General features: G+C 62.2%; 16 protein-coding genes. 4 read left to right on the top strand and 12 right to left on the bottom strand.

What is annotated here, in order from left to right; all coding sequences use genetic code 11:
• Positions 1 to 144 precede the first annotated feature (144 nt).
• Entirely contained in the window at positions 145 to 555 is a 411-nt protein-coding gene (locus GTW25_RS17210) for a hypothetical protein (RefSeq protein ID WP_252913448.1), read from the top strand.
• A 9-nt stretch (positions 556 to 564) separates the two neighbouring features.
• On the opposite strand, the gene GTW25_RS17205 is transcribed toward GTW25_RS17210, so the two are convergent.
• The gene (locus tag GTW25_RS17205; protein WP_252913447.1) at positions 565 to 1,077 is read right to left on the bottom strand and encodes a DinB family protein; all 513 of its coding nucleotides are present in this window, start codon (positions 1,075 to 1,077) and stop codon (positions 565 to 567) included.
• A gap of 157 nt (positions 1,078 to 1,234) precedes the next feature.
• On the opposite strand from GTW25_RS17205, the gene ndk reads away from it, so the two are divergent.
• Positions 1,235 to 1,657 carry a nucleoside-diphosphate kinase gene (gene ndk / locus GTW25_RS17200; protein ID WP_252913446.1) on the top strand — a complete coding sequence of 141 codons (423 nt, stop codon included), beginning with the start codon at positions 1,235 to 1,237 and terminating at the stop codon, positions 1,655 to 1,657.
• Between the two features lie 172 nt (positions 1,658 to 1,829).
• On the opposite strand, the gene GTW25_RS17195 is transcribed toward ndk, so the two are convergent.
• The 5 genes from GTW25_RS17195 to GTW25_RS17175 form a co-directional block, all read right to left on the bottom strand.
• Complete coding sequence (locus GTW25_RS17195) at positions 1,830 to 2,306, bottom strand: molybdenum cofactor biosynthesis protein MoaE (protein WP_252913445.1); 477 nt, start codon at positions 2,304 to 2,306, stop codon at positions 1,830 to 1,832.
• A gap of 4 nt (positions 2,307 to 2,310) precedes the next feature.
• Entirely contained in the window at positions 2,311 to 2,562 is a 252-nt protein-coding gene (gene moaD, locus GTW25_RS17190) for a molybdopterin converting factor subunit 1 (RefSeq protein WP_252913444.1), read from the bottom strand.
• Between the two features lies 1 nt (position 2,563).
• Positions 2,564 to 3,145, bottom strand: coding sequence for a CDP-diacylglycerol--glycerol-3-phosphate 3-phosphatidyltransferase (pgsA, locus tag GTW25_RS17185; protein ID WP_252913443.1), 582 nt, complete (start codon positions 3,143 to 3,145; stop codon positions 2,564 to 2,566).
• Positions 3,146 to 3,242: 97 nt separating this feature from the next.
• Positions 3,243 to 5,231, bottom strand: coding sequence for an excinuclease ABC subunit UvrC (gene uvrC, locus GTW25_RS17180; protein WP_252913498.1), 1,989 nt, complete (start codon positions 5,229 to 5,231; stop codon positions 3,243 to 3,245).
• Between the two features lie 74 nt (positions 5,232 to 5,305).
• Positions 5,306 to 6,073: an SDR family oxidoreductase gene (locus GTW25_RS17175; RefSeq protein ID WP_252913442.1), complete on the bottom strand. Its 768-nt coding sequence runs from the start codon at positions 6,071 to 6,073 to the stop codon at positions 5,306 to 5,308.
• Between the two features lie 377 nt (positions 6,074 to 6,450).
• Here GTW25_RS17175 and GTW25_RS17170 point away from each other — a divergent pair, with 377 nt between their 5' ends.
• Positions 6,451 to 7,125, top strand: a complete 675-nt coding sequence (locus GTW25_RS17170; RefSeq protein ID WP_252913441.1) for an outer membrane protein — start codon at positions 6,451 to 6,453, stop codon at positions 7,123 to 7,125.
• Positions 7,126 to 7,189: 64 nt separating this feature from the next.
• Here GTW25_RS17170 and GTW25_RS17165 read toward each other — a convergent pair whose 3' ends face one another.
• The 4 genes from GTW25_RS17165 to GTW25_RS17150 form a co-directional block, all read right to left on the bottom strand.
• Positions 7,190 to 7,786, bottom strand: coding sequence for a glutathione S-transferase (locus GTW25_RS17165; protein ID WP_252913440.1), 597 nt, complete (start codon positions 7,784 to 7,786; stop codon positions 7,190 to 7,192).
• A 69-nt stretch (positions 7,787 to 7,855) separates the two neighbouring features.
• Entirely contained in the window at positions 7,856 to 8,512 is a 657-nt protein-coding gene (locus GTW25_RS17160; RefSeq protein ID WP_252913439.1) for a ribonuclease T2 family protein, read from the bottom strand.
• Positions 8,484 to 8,933 (bottom strand): hypothetical protein, encoded by a 450-nt coding sequence (locus GTW25_RS17155; RefSeq protein WP_252913438.1) that lies wholly within the window; start codon positions 8,931 to 8,933, stop codon positions 8,484 to 8,486. The genes GTW25_RS17160 and GTW25_RS17155 overlap by 29 nt, the downstream gene beginning before the upstream one ends.
• A 58-nt stretch (positions 8,934 to 8,991) precedes the next feature.
• Positions 8,992 to 9,852 (bottom strand): 23S rRNA (adenine(2030)-N(6))-methyltransferase RlmJ, encoded by an 861-nt coding sequence (locus GTW25_RS17150; protein ID WP_252913437.1) that lies wholly within the window; start codon positions 9,850 to 9,852, stop codon positions 8,992 to 8,994.
• A 68-nt stretch (positions 9,853 to 9,920) separates the two neighbouring features.
• On the opposite strand from GTW25_RS17150, the gene GTW25_RS17145 reads away from it, so the two are divergent.
• The gene (locus GTW25_RS17145) at positions 9,921 to 12,026 is read left to right on the top strand and encodes a molybdopterin-containing oxidoreductase family protein (protein ID WP_252913436.1); all 2,106 of its coding nucleotides are present in this window, start codon (positions 9,921 to 9,923) and stop codon (positions 12,024 to 12,026) included.
• On the opposite strand, the gene GTW25_RS17140 is transcribed toward GTW25_RS17145, so the two are convergent.
• Both GTW25_RS17140 and GTW25_RS17135 read right to left on the bottom strand, forming a co-directional pair.
• Positions 12,018 to 12,302, bottom strand: a complete 285-nt coding sequence (locus tag GTW25_RS17140; protein WP_252913435.1) for a type II toxin-antitoxin system RelE/ParE family toxin — start codon at positions 12,300 to 12,302, stop codon at positions 12,018 to 12,020. The two genes, GTW25_RS17145 and GTW25_RS17140, sit on opposite strands and share 9 nt — an antisense overlap.
• Complete coding sequence (locus GTW25_RS17135; protein WP_252913434.1) at positions 12,299 to 12,574, bottom strand: type II toxin-antitoxin system ParD family antitoxin; 276 nt, start codon at positions 12,572 to 12,574, stop codon at positions 12,299 to 12,301. The genes GTW25_RS17140 and GTW25_RS17135 overlap by 4 nt, the downstream gene beginning before the upstream one ends.
• Between the last annotated feature and the right edge of the window lie 4 nt (positions 12,575 to 12,578).

The following is a 12,578-nucleotide window of genomic DNA, read 5'->3' as shown; positions in this document are numbered from 1 at the left end:
GGCTGTTTGAACCGTTGGCGCGCCATGCGCAAGGGCCATCGCCCAACCTGGCTAGACCACTTGCCTGAATGACGCACAATGCACGCAGGCGTATGATGCCGCGCCGGTAAAATGCCGGCCAAAACGCTTGAGGGGTCGTCAGTCATGCCGCGTGTTTCGCAACTCTACTTCAAGGCCGCGACACTGTTTCTCATCATCGGGATCGGAATGGGCCTGCAAATGTCCATTTCGGGCAGCCATGATGTGATCGGCGCGCATGCGCACGCCAATCTTCTTGGCTGGGTCACCAGTGCGCTTTTCGGTACCTACTTCGCGTTGAACAGGGAAAAGGCCGTGCATCGGCTGGCTCTGGTGCAGTTCGGCATCTACACGCTGGGCGTGGCGATCATGGTGCCGTCGTTGTATCTGCTCCTGCGTGGAAATGCGGGCGCATTGCCGTTCGTCGCCGCCTCGTCATTCATCACCTTCGCGGGCGTCCTGCTTTTCGCCTTCGTCGTATTCACCCCGGTCCGCTCCGAGCAGATGCCCGGCGCGCCGATGGAACTGTCGCGTTAGGTCCGATGATCAGGCGAAGGCGCGCCCGGCCTCGTTGCGCTGGAAGGCGATGAGGTCGAGCGAAGGCGCTTTGCCCGAAAGCCGCGTCAGTGCCGCGTGCGCCTGTCCACGATGATGCGTCTGATGGTTGAAGAAATGCGCCAGCGCCGGCGCGAGGCGCTGCGAGATCGTGCGCATGTCGCTGACGGTCAGGTAGGAGAAACGGCCGCGCAGATTTTCCGATGTCAGTCCGGCGACATAATCCGCGATCCGGTCGTCTTCGGCCCTACGCGCCTCATGCAGGCGCGGCAGGTCGCGGAAAAGAATTGTGTCGAGCGCGGCCGGCGCGTCGCCTTGGCCGGTGAAACGCTTCAGCCAGATGCGGTCGGCGACGAGGATATGGTTGAGCGTTCCCCCGAGCGAAGTGAAGGCCACCCCGGCATCCTCCCACAGCGCCGCGTCGCCGAGTTCGCCCGCGGCATCGTAGATCAGGCCATTGGCCCACGCATTATAGGCGGCCAACATGGAAAAGTGCTGTTTCATCGACGCGTCTTCGGTGGCTCGGAGGATGAGCGCCGTGCTTACACGCTTAACCGCCGGGGCGGCAACAGGTCCGCGCAATGGCCCTTCACATCGCAGTGCTTGGCCGGTATAGACGCGCCCACCACAAACTCCCCCAAATATTCTAGAAAGATGAAACATGGCGATTGAACGCACCTTTTCGATGATCAAGCCTGACGCTACGAAGCGCAATTTGACCGGCGCCATCACCAAGATGCTCGAAGATGCGGGCCTGAGCGTCGTCGCATCGCGCCGCGTCTGGATGAGCCGCCGCGAGGCCGAAGGCTTCTACGCAGTCCACAAGGACCGTCCGTTCTTCGGCGAACTCGTCGACGGCATGACGTCCGGCCCGACGGTCGTTCAGGTTCTGGAAGGCGAAAACGCGATCCTGAAGAACCGCGAGATCATGGGGGCCACCAATCCAGCCAATGCCGACGAAGGCACGATCCGCAAGACGCATGCGCTGTCGATCGGCGAGAACTCTGTCCACGGTTCCGATGCGCCGGAAACCGCCGCGCAGGAAATCAGCTACTGGTTCTCCGACACCGAAATCGTCGGCTGAATCGGTTTCGGCGCAGAAGCGTCTACTCCTCTCGTCGTCATGCTCGGGCTTGTCCCGAGCATCTGCCGGCCCGCTGATTTAGCTATGTGTGCAGATCCTCGGCACAAGGCCGAGGATGACGGCCGGAGCGACATCTGCCAGTGATTTTGGCCGCGACGCATGTCGCGGCTTTTTATTTTTCAGTATCTCTTTTCCAGCGCTCGCGCGCCGCGTCGTCCGCTTCGCGCGCATCGACCCAATCGCCGGCGCTGCCGTTTGCCAGATGCTCTTTCTTCCAGAACGGCGCGCGGGTCTTCAGGAAATCCATGAGAAAAGAGGCGGCGTCGAACGCAGCCTGCCGATGGCTCGATGCGGCGAGAACCAGAACGATGTCGTCCCCCGGCACGATCTTGCCGTGGCGATGGATGACCGTCAGCGCGTCGACCGACCAGCGCTGGACGGCCTCGTGCGCGATGCGCCCGATCTCGGCTTCGGCCATGCCGGGATAATGTTCGAGTTCGAGCGCTGCGAGCCGTCCGCTTTCGTCGCGGCAGATGCCCGAGAAGGACACGACTGCACCGACATTCGCGTCGGCATTCCTGATCGTCGCGATTTCCGCCGCCGTATCGAACGGCTCTGCTTGCACCACGATGCGGATGGCGCAGGGCATCTTGTCAGCCGCCGGTCATCGGCGGGAACAGCGCGATCTCGCGTGCCCCGGTGATCGGTTCGTCATGGCCGACATGTTCCTGATTGACCGCGACCCGGATGATTTTGGGATCACGCAGCGCTTCCGCATATCCCTCGCCGCGCGCCTGAAGGAAGGCGAGAAGATCGCCCGCCGTCGTCACTTCGGCCGGCAGCTCGATCTCTTCCTCGGCGGTGCCGATGCGTTCGCGCACCCAGGCGAAATAAATAAGCTTCATCTCAGTCCTCGAAGTGCTTCAGACCGGCGCGGAAATAATCGTATCCGGTGTAGAGCGTCAGCACGGCTGCGATCCACAGGAGCGTGATGCCCATTTCGGTCGTATAGGGCAGGATCTTGTCGCCCGCGGGGCCGGCGAGCAGGAAGCCGACGGCGACGAGTTGGATCGTCGTCTTCCATTTGGCGAGTTGCGTGACCGGCACGGAGACTTTCAACGCGGCGAGATATTCGCGCAGGCCCGAAACGAGGATTTCGCGGCACAGGATGATGATCGCGGCCCACAGCGTCCATCCGGCGATCGTGCCGTCGGCGGCCAGCAGAAGAAGGATCGAGGCGACGAGCAGCTTGTCGGCGATGGGATCGAGAACCCGGCCGATATTCGACGTCTGCTTCCAGATGCGGGCGAGATAGCCGTCGAGAAAATCGGTGATGCTCGCCACGATGAAGATCGTCAGCGCCGACCAACGGGCGAAATCGCTCGATTGGAGCCGTCCCTCCAGAAAGAAGCACAGAACGATGAGCGGTACCGCCAGAATACGCCCGTAAGTGAGGAGATTCGGGACGTTGAAGGCGCGGCTTGACATGAAACCCTGAAAAAACGGAGTTGAGAGAATGGGCCGAACGGCCGGCGGAAACTCGCGATACTCGACCGGCAAGTCAAGCTCGCCGTCAGTTTATCCTTCAACCCTTCTCATGGAAATGGTCGTAGATTGTTTTGGCGACGGCCGCCGAGATGCCCGAAACGGTCATCAGATCCTCGACGCCCGCCCGGCTCACCGCCTTGGCAGTCCCGAAATGGTGGAGGAGGGCGCGCTTGCGGCCGGGGCCGATCCCCGCGATCTCGTCGAGCGGATTGCGCACCATCTCTTTCTTGCGCCGCGCGCGGTGTGAGCCGATGGCGAAGCGGTGCGCCTCGTCGCGCATGCGCTGGACGAAATAGAGCACCGGATCGCGCATCGGCAGCGAAAACGCCTCGCGGCCGGGGATGAAGAAGCGTTCGCGTCCCGCATCCCGGTCGACGCCCTTGGCGACGCCGATGGTGGTGACGGCGTTTTCCAGTCCGAGATCGGTCAGAATCTTGCGCACGGCCGATAGCTGACCTTGTCCGCCATCGATCAGGAGAAGGTCGGGCCAGGCTGGAAAGTCCTCGGCGTCGCTTGGCTCTGCCGCGCGGTCGGGCACGCCATGTTCCTTCACGAGGCGCGAGAAACGGCGCTCCATCACCTCGCGCATCATGCCGAAATCGTCGCCGGGGGTGATGTCCGTCGAGCGGATGTTGAACTTGCGGTACTGGTTCTTCACGAAGCCTTCCGGCCCCGCGACGATCATCGCGCCGACCGCATTCGTGCCCATGATGTGCGAATTGTCGAACACCTCGATGCGGCGCGGCGTCCGCTCCAGCCCGAATGTCTCGGCCAGTCCGGCCAGCAGACGCGCCTGCGACGACGTTTCGGCAAGCCGGCGACCGAGCGTCTGCCGCGCATTTTGAAGCGCGTGATCGGTCAGGTCTTTTTTCTCGCCGCGCTGCGGCACCATCACGGTGATCTTGCGCCCTGCACGCGTCGCCAGCGCCTCGGCCAGCAATTGCTGCTCCTCGACGCCTTGGGACAGGAGGATCGTGCGCGGCACCGGCTTGTCGTCGTAGAACTGCGCGAGGAAGGCACCCAGAACTTCCGGTGCCTCGATCGACGAATCGGCTCTCGGGAAATAGGCGCGGTTGCCCCAGTTCTGGCCGGTGCGGAAGAAGAAGACCTCGATGCAGTTCTGCCCGCCTTCCTGATGGATGGCGAAAACGTCGGCCTCTTCGGTGCTTTGCGTGTTGATGCCCTGATGGCTTTGTACATGGCTGAGCGCCGACAGCCGGTCGCGATAGATCGCGGCGCGCTCGAAATCGAGCTCGGCGGACGCCGTCTGCATGGCGCCTGAAATCTCGGCGACAATCTTCGATGACTTGCCCGACAGGAACGCCTTCGCTTCGTTCACCAGTTCTTCGTAGTCTTCCTTGGAGACCTCACCGGTGCAGGGACCGGAACAGCGCTTGATCTGGTAGAGAAGGCACGGTCGCGTGCGCGTCTCGAACACCGAATCCGTGCAAGTGCGCAAGAGAAAGGCCCGCTGCAGCGAATTGATGGTCCGCCCGACTGCGCCGGCCGAAGCGAAGGGGCCGAAATAGTCGCCCTTACGCGAGCGCGCGCCGCGATGCTTGAAGATGCCGGGCGAAGGGTGATCGCGTGTCAGAAGGATGTAGGGGAACGATTTATCGTCCCGCATCAAAACGTTAAAGCGCGGCCGCAAGCGCTTGATCAGATTCGCTTCGAGCAGCAGCGCCTCGATCTCGGTGCGGGTGACGACGAATTCCATATGCGCCGTCTCGCGCACCATCCGGCCGATCCGGTTGGTATGGCCGCGTCCCTGCGCATAGTTCGTCACGCGCTTTTTCAGGCTGCGCGCCTTGCCGACATAAAGCACGTCGCCGGCGGCATTGATCATGCGATAGACGCCGGGCGCATTGGGCAGCCGCTTGACGAGTGTCTGGATGACCTCGATGCCGACCATGCCCTCGGCGTCGCCTCGGTCGCTTTCCCACGAAATGCCGAGATCGGCGCTTGCGGGCACCGGCTCCGCCTCGGTCTCGTCGCCGTCGTTCTCATCCTCGTCGCCATTGGGCATGTAGCCCGCGACATCGCCCCCCGACCGCTCGGCTCTCTTGAGCGAGGAAATGCCTTTTTCGGGTGTGGGCGGTTTCACTCGGCAACTCCCGTCACATCCGGCGTTTCCCAGGCAAGATGCTGCCCGCCATCGAGCGCGATCATCTGGCCGGTCACCGATTCCATCTGCCAAAGCCAACGGATCGTGGCGCCGAAATCGGCAAGGTCCGGTCCGCGTCTCAAGATAAGCGCGTCGATCTGATCCTGGAAATCATGCGCGTCCTGTCTTGAATTGGGCAAGGTCGGGCCGGGGCCGATGGCATTGACGCGAATATCCGGTCCGAGCGCTTGCGCAAGGGTCCGGGTCGCTGCCCAGAGAGCCGATTTCGACAGCGTGTAGGAGAAGAAGCGAGGCGTGAGCGCCCAGACCCGCTGATCGATCAGATTGACGACAAGTCCTTTATCGCCTTTCGGCAATTGCGCCGCGAAGGAGCGGACAAGCATGGCGGGCGCTTCGACATGCACCGCGAAATGGCGATCCCATACATCCCAGTCGAAATCGCTCGCCGCATCGTCTTCGAAGACCGAGGCATTGTTGACGAGCAGCCGGACCGGGCCGAGATGCTTTTGAGCCTGCGCCAATATGCCGGCCAGGGCGTTTCTATCGGCGAGGTCCGCTTGCACGACCGCCGCGCGCCCGCCTTGCCGGATCAGATCGGACGCAAGGTCGTCCGCATCGGTGCGTGAGCCGTTGCAATGAATCGCAACGGCGAAGCCGTGTGCGGCGAGATCCGTCACGATTGCCTTGCCGATGCGCCGGGCACCACCGGTGACAAGCGCCACCCTTGTATCGATATGCTTCATTCAACCAGGATCGCTTGGGAAAAGACCATCCGGATATAGGCCTTTAAGGGCCTGATCAGAAGGGCGAGGGTTACTTTTCCAAAACCCTATAAAACGTCCTGGCAGGCGATCGGGTTGCAAAAATTTACGATCCGTGAAAATCTATGGTAAACAGTAGCTTAAAAGACCGGTCGGAGCGAGTGTGGCATGATTGCAACGTCACATTCCAGCCATTTTTCAGCCGGGTAATCACCCTTTTTCAGTTTGGGTTCAGCCGCATTTCGGCACGATGTTCGCCTCGGTCGGCGCTGGGAACGATTTGCCTCCCGTAAGTGTTTCAGCGTCAGTCTTGAAGTCGGGAACCGTGTTCTGGTTCTCGCCGCTAAGGAGTAACAAGAATGAAGAATTTCTATCGTCCCGCCGCTCTCGCTCTCGGCGTTGCCATGATCTCGGCTCCGGCTTTCGCAGCCGACGTTGTCTATCAGGAGCCGCCGGCACCGGCTGCTCCGATGGAAATCGCTCCGGTCAACACCTGGACCGGTCCTTATGCCGGTATCAGCGCCGGTTACGGCTTCGAAGGTCAGACCGATCTTCCGGGCGTCGGCATCGACACCGACGGCTGGATGGGCGGCGCCTTCGGCGGTTACCAGGTCCAGAACGGCTCGCTCGTTTATGGTGCGGAAGCCGACATCAACTACTCGAACCTCGACGGTTCGGTTGAAGGCATCGACGGCACCGTAACGTCGCGCACGACTGTCGACGGCTCGATCCGCGGCCGTCTCGGCGTCACGGTCACCGAAGACATCCTGCTCTACGGTACGGCTGGTCTTGCAGCCGAGCGTCAGCGCATTGGTGTGGAAGCTCCGGGCTACTCCGAGCGCGACACCAACGTTGCTCTCGGCTACACGGTCGGCGCCGGTGTCGACGCTCGCCTGACCGACCAGGTCTTCGCGCGCGCCGAGTACCGCTACACGGACTACGGCAGCGAGACCTACGAACTGCCGGGTCTGCCGGCGTTCGATGCAGACTCCAACAACCACCGCGTTACGGTTGGTCTTGGTGTGAAGTTCTAATCCACTCGTGGATTGAACGGAAAAGGCCGGCGATTTCGCCGGCCTTTTTCTTTTCTTGAATGCTTTATTTCGGAAGTGCCTCGACGAGTTCGGGAAAGCGTTCGTCGAAACGCTTGGCCCAGCGCGTCAGCTTTGAGCGCCCACGCTCCCACTGTCCGTCGAAGCGCAGCGCCAGATAGCCGAGCGTCGCGCGCAGCGCGATGTGCCCGCCCGTCGTCTTCTTCGTCAGTTTCGGCGGGTTTTCGTTCAACTCGTCGAGCGCGCGCGTCACCTTCGACCATTGGCGTTCGAGCCAGGGAAGGTGGATTTTTTCCTCCGGCCGGAACCGGCGCTCATAGACATGGGCCAGAAGACAGTCGCAGATGCCGTCCGTGATCGCTTCGAGACGCTCGGCCTCGAGCCGCTTGGCTGCGTTGCGCGGATAAAGAATATTGCCCGTCTCCCGCCCGATATGCTGCATGATCACGCGGCTGTCGAAAATTCCCTGACCGTCATCCGTGATGAGACAGGGAATCTTGCCGAGCGGATTGGCTTTGATGAGATCGTCGGGATCGGCATTCGTGTCGACGGTTTCGGCGCTGACCGCATAGCCGGTATGGATGGCCGCCATCCGAACTTTTGCGCTGTAGGGGGAAGCGGGCGAATAGAGCAGTCTCGGCATTTAAGTCCTCCGGTGGATCAGTTGGCGACAAGCTATGCGAGCAATGGCGAAGCGGCAATCGCCATGCGGTCACATGCGCGGAATTCGAAGGTCGGACTGGCGGCACGACCGTTGCGCGACTTCGGGACAGGACCGAAACGCCAGCTCCGTCGTCATGCACAGCCGAACCTCCCGCAAAAGCCCGTCGGAACATGTCACGGCGAGGCCGTCTTCCGGCAGTCCGGGATTTGCGTCGAGAAACACGCTGCGGATTGAGGCGGCCGGCAGCCGGTCCTGCGACAGTCGGGGAAGGGCGACGGCGTCGAGCGCCGCGCGCGTCGCATCGAAATAAGCGTCGATGTCGAGACCGGTACAGGTGCCGTGCTTGCGCCATTGGTGGCGGATCAGCCCGTCAGACGGGATCACATCGTCGATGTCGTCGACCTGTCGTCGCGATGGGCGGGGCGCGTCATCGTCGCAATATTCCGGCCAGCCGGTCTCGAATTGCGGCCAAAGCCCGTGAACGACGAAACCCAGATCCTGATCGCATTGCTGGCGGTCAGCCCGCGTGCCTTCCGCCGCGCAATAGCTCGGCGACCATGAGAGCGAGAGCACGTAGAAATCGAACGGCTTGTCGTCCTGTCCGGATTCATCGCCGCAAGCGGCAAGAGCCAGCGTTGCTGCGACGAGAGCGGCGGGCCCGAAACGCAACTGCCGGTCAGCGCAGGACGCGGCAGTTCCCGCCATAGACCTTCCAGCGGTCGAAACCGAGCACGCAGAACTCGACATTGCTGCCGATACCCGCAAAGCCCATTGGATGCTCGATCAGATACCACACGTCACGCGTATAGCCATCGGTCAGATAGACGCTTGCCTGGCAGTAGCGGCGCTCGATCGGCCAGTCGGGCTGCGAGGGCTGGAACCGGTTCTCGCGGATGTTCAGGAACTCGGATATGCCGACCTGCGGCAGGTTCGGGACGTGGCGCACCTGATAGCCGAATTTCGAGCTGATCGAGCCGAGCACGCGCGAATTGCCGCAAACGCCGGGGTCGGCGGCGTAGACGCCGCGCACCATATCGGCGGCCGCGGCCTGATGCGTCAGCGCGCCGACGAGAACGGCCGCTGCCGTGAAGAAGGCCGCACCGGTGCGGCGAAGCATATTGGCCATTTGGGGTCCCCCGGTGGCAATGTTTGAGTCGGTAATGTCTGTCACCGCCGCAATCCGGTCAAGATGGCACATGCTCGCCGGCAAGCCATTCGAGATCGAACGAAGCATCCGGCGCTTCGCCCAGAAGGCCGCAAAGCTCGGGCAATATCACGCCAAGCTCATTTTCGAGCGGGTAGGGCGGATTGACCGCGATCATCCCCGTCCCGTCGAAGCTTTCCGTTACGCCGGCCGCGCGGATCGAAAAGGCGATGTCCAGCACCTTGGGAATTCCGGCCTTGCGCAGCGTCTCGCGAAAGCCGGCGACCGCGCGCCGGTTCTTGATCGGATACCAAAGCAGATAGGTGCCGCCCGGCCAGCGCTTATGCGCCTTGATGAGCCCATCCGCGATGCGCTCGAATTCGCCCTCTTTCTCGAAAGGCGGATCGACGATGACGAGCCCGCGCTTTTCCTTCGGAGGCAAATGAGCGCCGAGCGCCAGCCAGCCGTCGAGTTCGATGATACGGGCCTGATAGTCGCCGGCGAACCGCTCTTTCAGCCTTCTGGCGTCGGCGGGATGCATTTCGATGGCCGTCAGCCGGTCCTGCGGGCGAAGCAGATGCCGCGCGATTGCCGGTGAGCCCGGATAGGATTTCAGGCCGCCATTCAGGTTGGCCGCGCGCACCGCACCCAGATAGGGCGCCAGAAGCGCGGCGACCTCGGCGGGAAAAGCGGCGTCCAGTAATTTGCCGATGCCGCCGTGCCATTCGCCGGTCTTTTGCGCTTCCGGTGACGAAAGATCGTAGACGCCGATGCCGGCATGCGTGTCGATCACGCGGAACGCGCCGGGTTTGCGCTTCAGATATTCGATCGTGCGCGCAAGCACGACATGCTTGACGACGTCGGCGAAGTTGCCGGCGTGATAGATGTGACGATAGTTCAAATTTCTGGCCCGGTCGATTTCATCGATGCGGTCTACACGCTGGCCGCGTTTTGAGCTAGCGTCCGGCCATGAACCAGCACGCCAATATCCGCACCGGCCATTCGGCCTGCCCGCATGATTGCCCGTCCACCTGCGCCCTTGATGTCGAGGTGATCGATGGCCGTATCGGCCGTGTCCACGGTGCGAAGGACAACAGCTACACCGATGGCGTCATCTGCGCCAAGGTCGCGCGTTATGCCGAGCGCATCCATCATCCCGACCGTCTTTTGAAGCCACTCGTACGCACCGGGGCCAAGGGCGAAGGCAAGTGGAAAGAGGCGAGCTGGGATGCCGCGCTCGACCTGATCGCCGAGAAATTCGAGGCGGCCGAGGCAAAGGACGGCTCCGAAGCGGTCTGGCCTTACTATTACGCTGGCACGATGGGGCTGGTGCAGCGCGACGGCATCCACCGCCTGCGCCACGCGAAGAAATATTCCGGCTTCTTCGACACGATCTGCACCAATCTTGCCTGGACGGGCTGGGTGATGGGCGCGGGCGCGCTGCGTGGTCCCGACCCGCGCGAGATGGCCAAGTCGGACTGCGTGGTGATCTGGGGCACGAACGCGGTGGTCACGCAGGTCAATGTGATGACCCACGCGATCAAGGCGCGCAAGGAACGCGGCGCGAAGATCGTCGTCATCGACGTCTATGACAACGCCACGATGAAACAGGCCGATCTGGCGCTGATTTTGAAGCCGGGAACCGATGGCGCACTCGCCTGCGCGGTCATGCACGTTCTGTTCCGCGACGGTCTCGCCGACCGCGCCTATCTGGAAAAATACACCGACGACCCGAAAGGACTGGAAGCGCATCTGGTATCGAAGACGCCGGAATGGGCGGCGGCGATCACTGGCCTTTCCGTGGATGAGATCGAGACCTTCGCGCGCCTCGTCGGCGAGACGAAGCGCACCTTCTTCCGCCTCGGCTATGGCTTCACCCGTTCGCGCAACGGCGCGGTGAACATGCACGCGGCCCTGTCCGTCGCCTCGGTCACAGGCGCGTGGCAGTATGAGGGCGGCGGCGCATTTCATTCGAACTCGGACATCTTCAAGCTCGACAAGACCGATCTGGAAGGCCGGCGCTTCCTCGACCCGAAGATCCGTCATCTCGACCAGTCGCGCATCGGCGCGATCCTGACCAACGATGCGTCGGCGCTGAATGGTGGCCCGCCGGTTACGGCAATGCTGATCCAGAACACGAACCCCGCCAATGTCGCGCCGGAGCAGCGTCTGGTGCGGCAGGGCCTCCTGCGCGACGATCTCTTCACCGCCGTCCACGAGCATTTCATGACCGATACGGCCATGCTCGCCGACGTGGTGATCCCGGCGACCATGTTTCTGGAGCATGACGACATCTATCGCGGCGGAGGCCAGCAGCACATAATCCTCGGGCCGAAGGTGATCGACGCGCCGGAAGGCCCGAAGACCAACCATTTTGTCATCGAGGAACTGGCAAAGCGCCTCGGCGTCGCCGATCTGCCGGGCTTCGGCCTGACCGAGCGCGAGCATATCGACAAGATGCTCGAAAAGCGCGGTCTCGGCACGTTCGAAAGCTTCGCCGAAGAACGCTGGGCGGATATGCAGCCCGATTTCGAGACCGCCCATTTCCTGAATGGTTTTGGCCACAAGGATGGCAAGTTCCGCTTCAGGCCGGACTGGACGGGGACGGTCGCACCCGCCAAGCCGCCGAAATCGATCGGCCTGATGGGACGCTACGCGGACCTGCCGGAGTTTCCCGATCACGTCGAACTCATCGAAGGCGCCGATCCGCAGCACCCTTTCCGGCTTGCGACGTCGCCGGCACGCTCGTTCCTCAATTCCTCGTTCACCGAGATGCCGACATCGAGAAAGCGCGAAGGACGGCCGGAACTTCTCCTCCACCCCGACGACGCTGCCGAGCTTGGTCTGGGGACCGGCGACCGGGTCGAAATCGGCAACGGACGGGGCGAAATCGTACTCCACGCCAAGCTGTTCGACGGCCTCAAGCGCGGCGTCGTCATCGCCGAAGGCATCTGGCCGAACGGCGCACATGAGCGCGGCGAGGGGATCAACGTCCTCGTCGGCGCCGACGCCGCCGCACCCTATGGCGGCGCCGCGTTCCACGATACGAAGGTGTGGGTCAGGCCTTTAAAATAACGCCGATGCGTCGCGGGCCCCATGAACCACGCGAACGATCTCTACGGCGTCTGCTCTTACGCGGTAGAGAACCACATAATTGCCAATAGGCAAGAGACGCGCATCCGGCGCAATATCCGGGCGTGCCGCGCCCGAAAAGGGATGGCTCTTCAACTGCTCGATCCGGTTACCAATCGCATCGAGCAGACGATCAGCCGCCGGTATGTTGTCCGCCGCTATGTAAATCCAGATGTCGATGAGGTCCGTTTCGGCGGCCGGTGTACGGACAATCCTCATTTGGGATTGTCGTCGTGCAGCCTGGCTTGTGCCGTTCGTTTGATCTCTTCAATATCGAGTGCCCGCGAAGCACCGCTTTCGATTCCCTCTTGCCACGCCTTTTGCAGACGTTCGACTTCCAGTCGGCGCAAAGGCTCGCGCTGCTTCCATTCGCGCAATGCCTCCCGGACGACTTCGCTGGCGGAGCCGTACCGGCCGGTGTCAACCGCATCACGCACGCTGGTGGCAAGTTCGGACGACAGAGAAATGCTTACCTTCTCGACTGGGGCCATTGAT

The sequence above is a fragment of the Aliihoeflea aestuarii genome (genome assembly GCF_024105665.1).
GTDB classification, from domain to species: domain Bacteria; phylum Pseudomonadota; class Alphaproteobacteria; order Rhizobiales; family Rhizobiaceae; genus Aliihoeflea; species Aliihoeflea aestuarii.
Note: the sequence above shows the minus strand (reverse complement) of the source record. Positions and strands in the feature narration are given on the sequence as shown.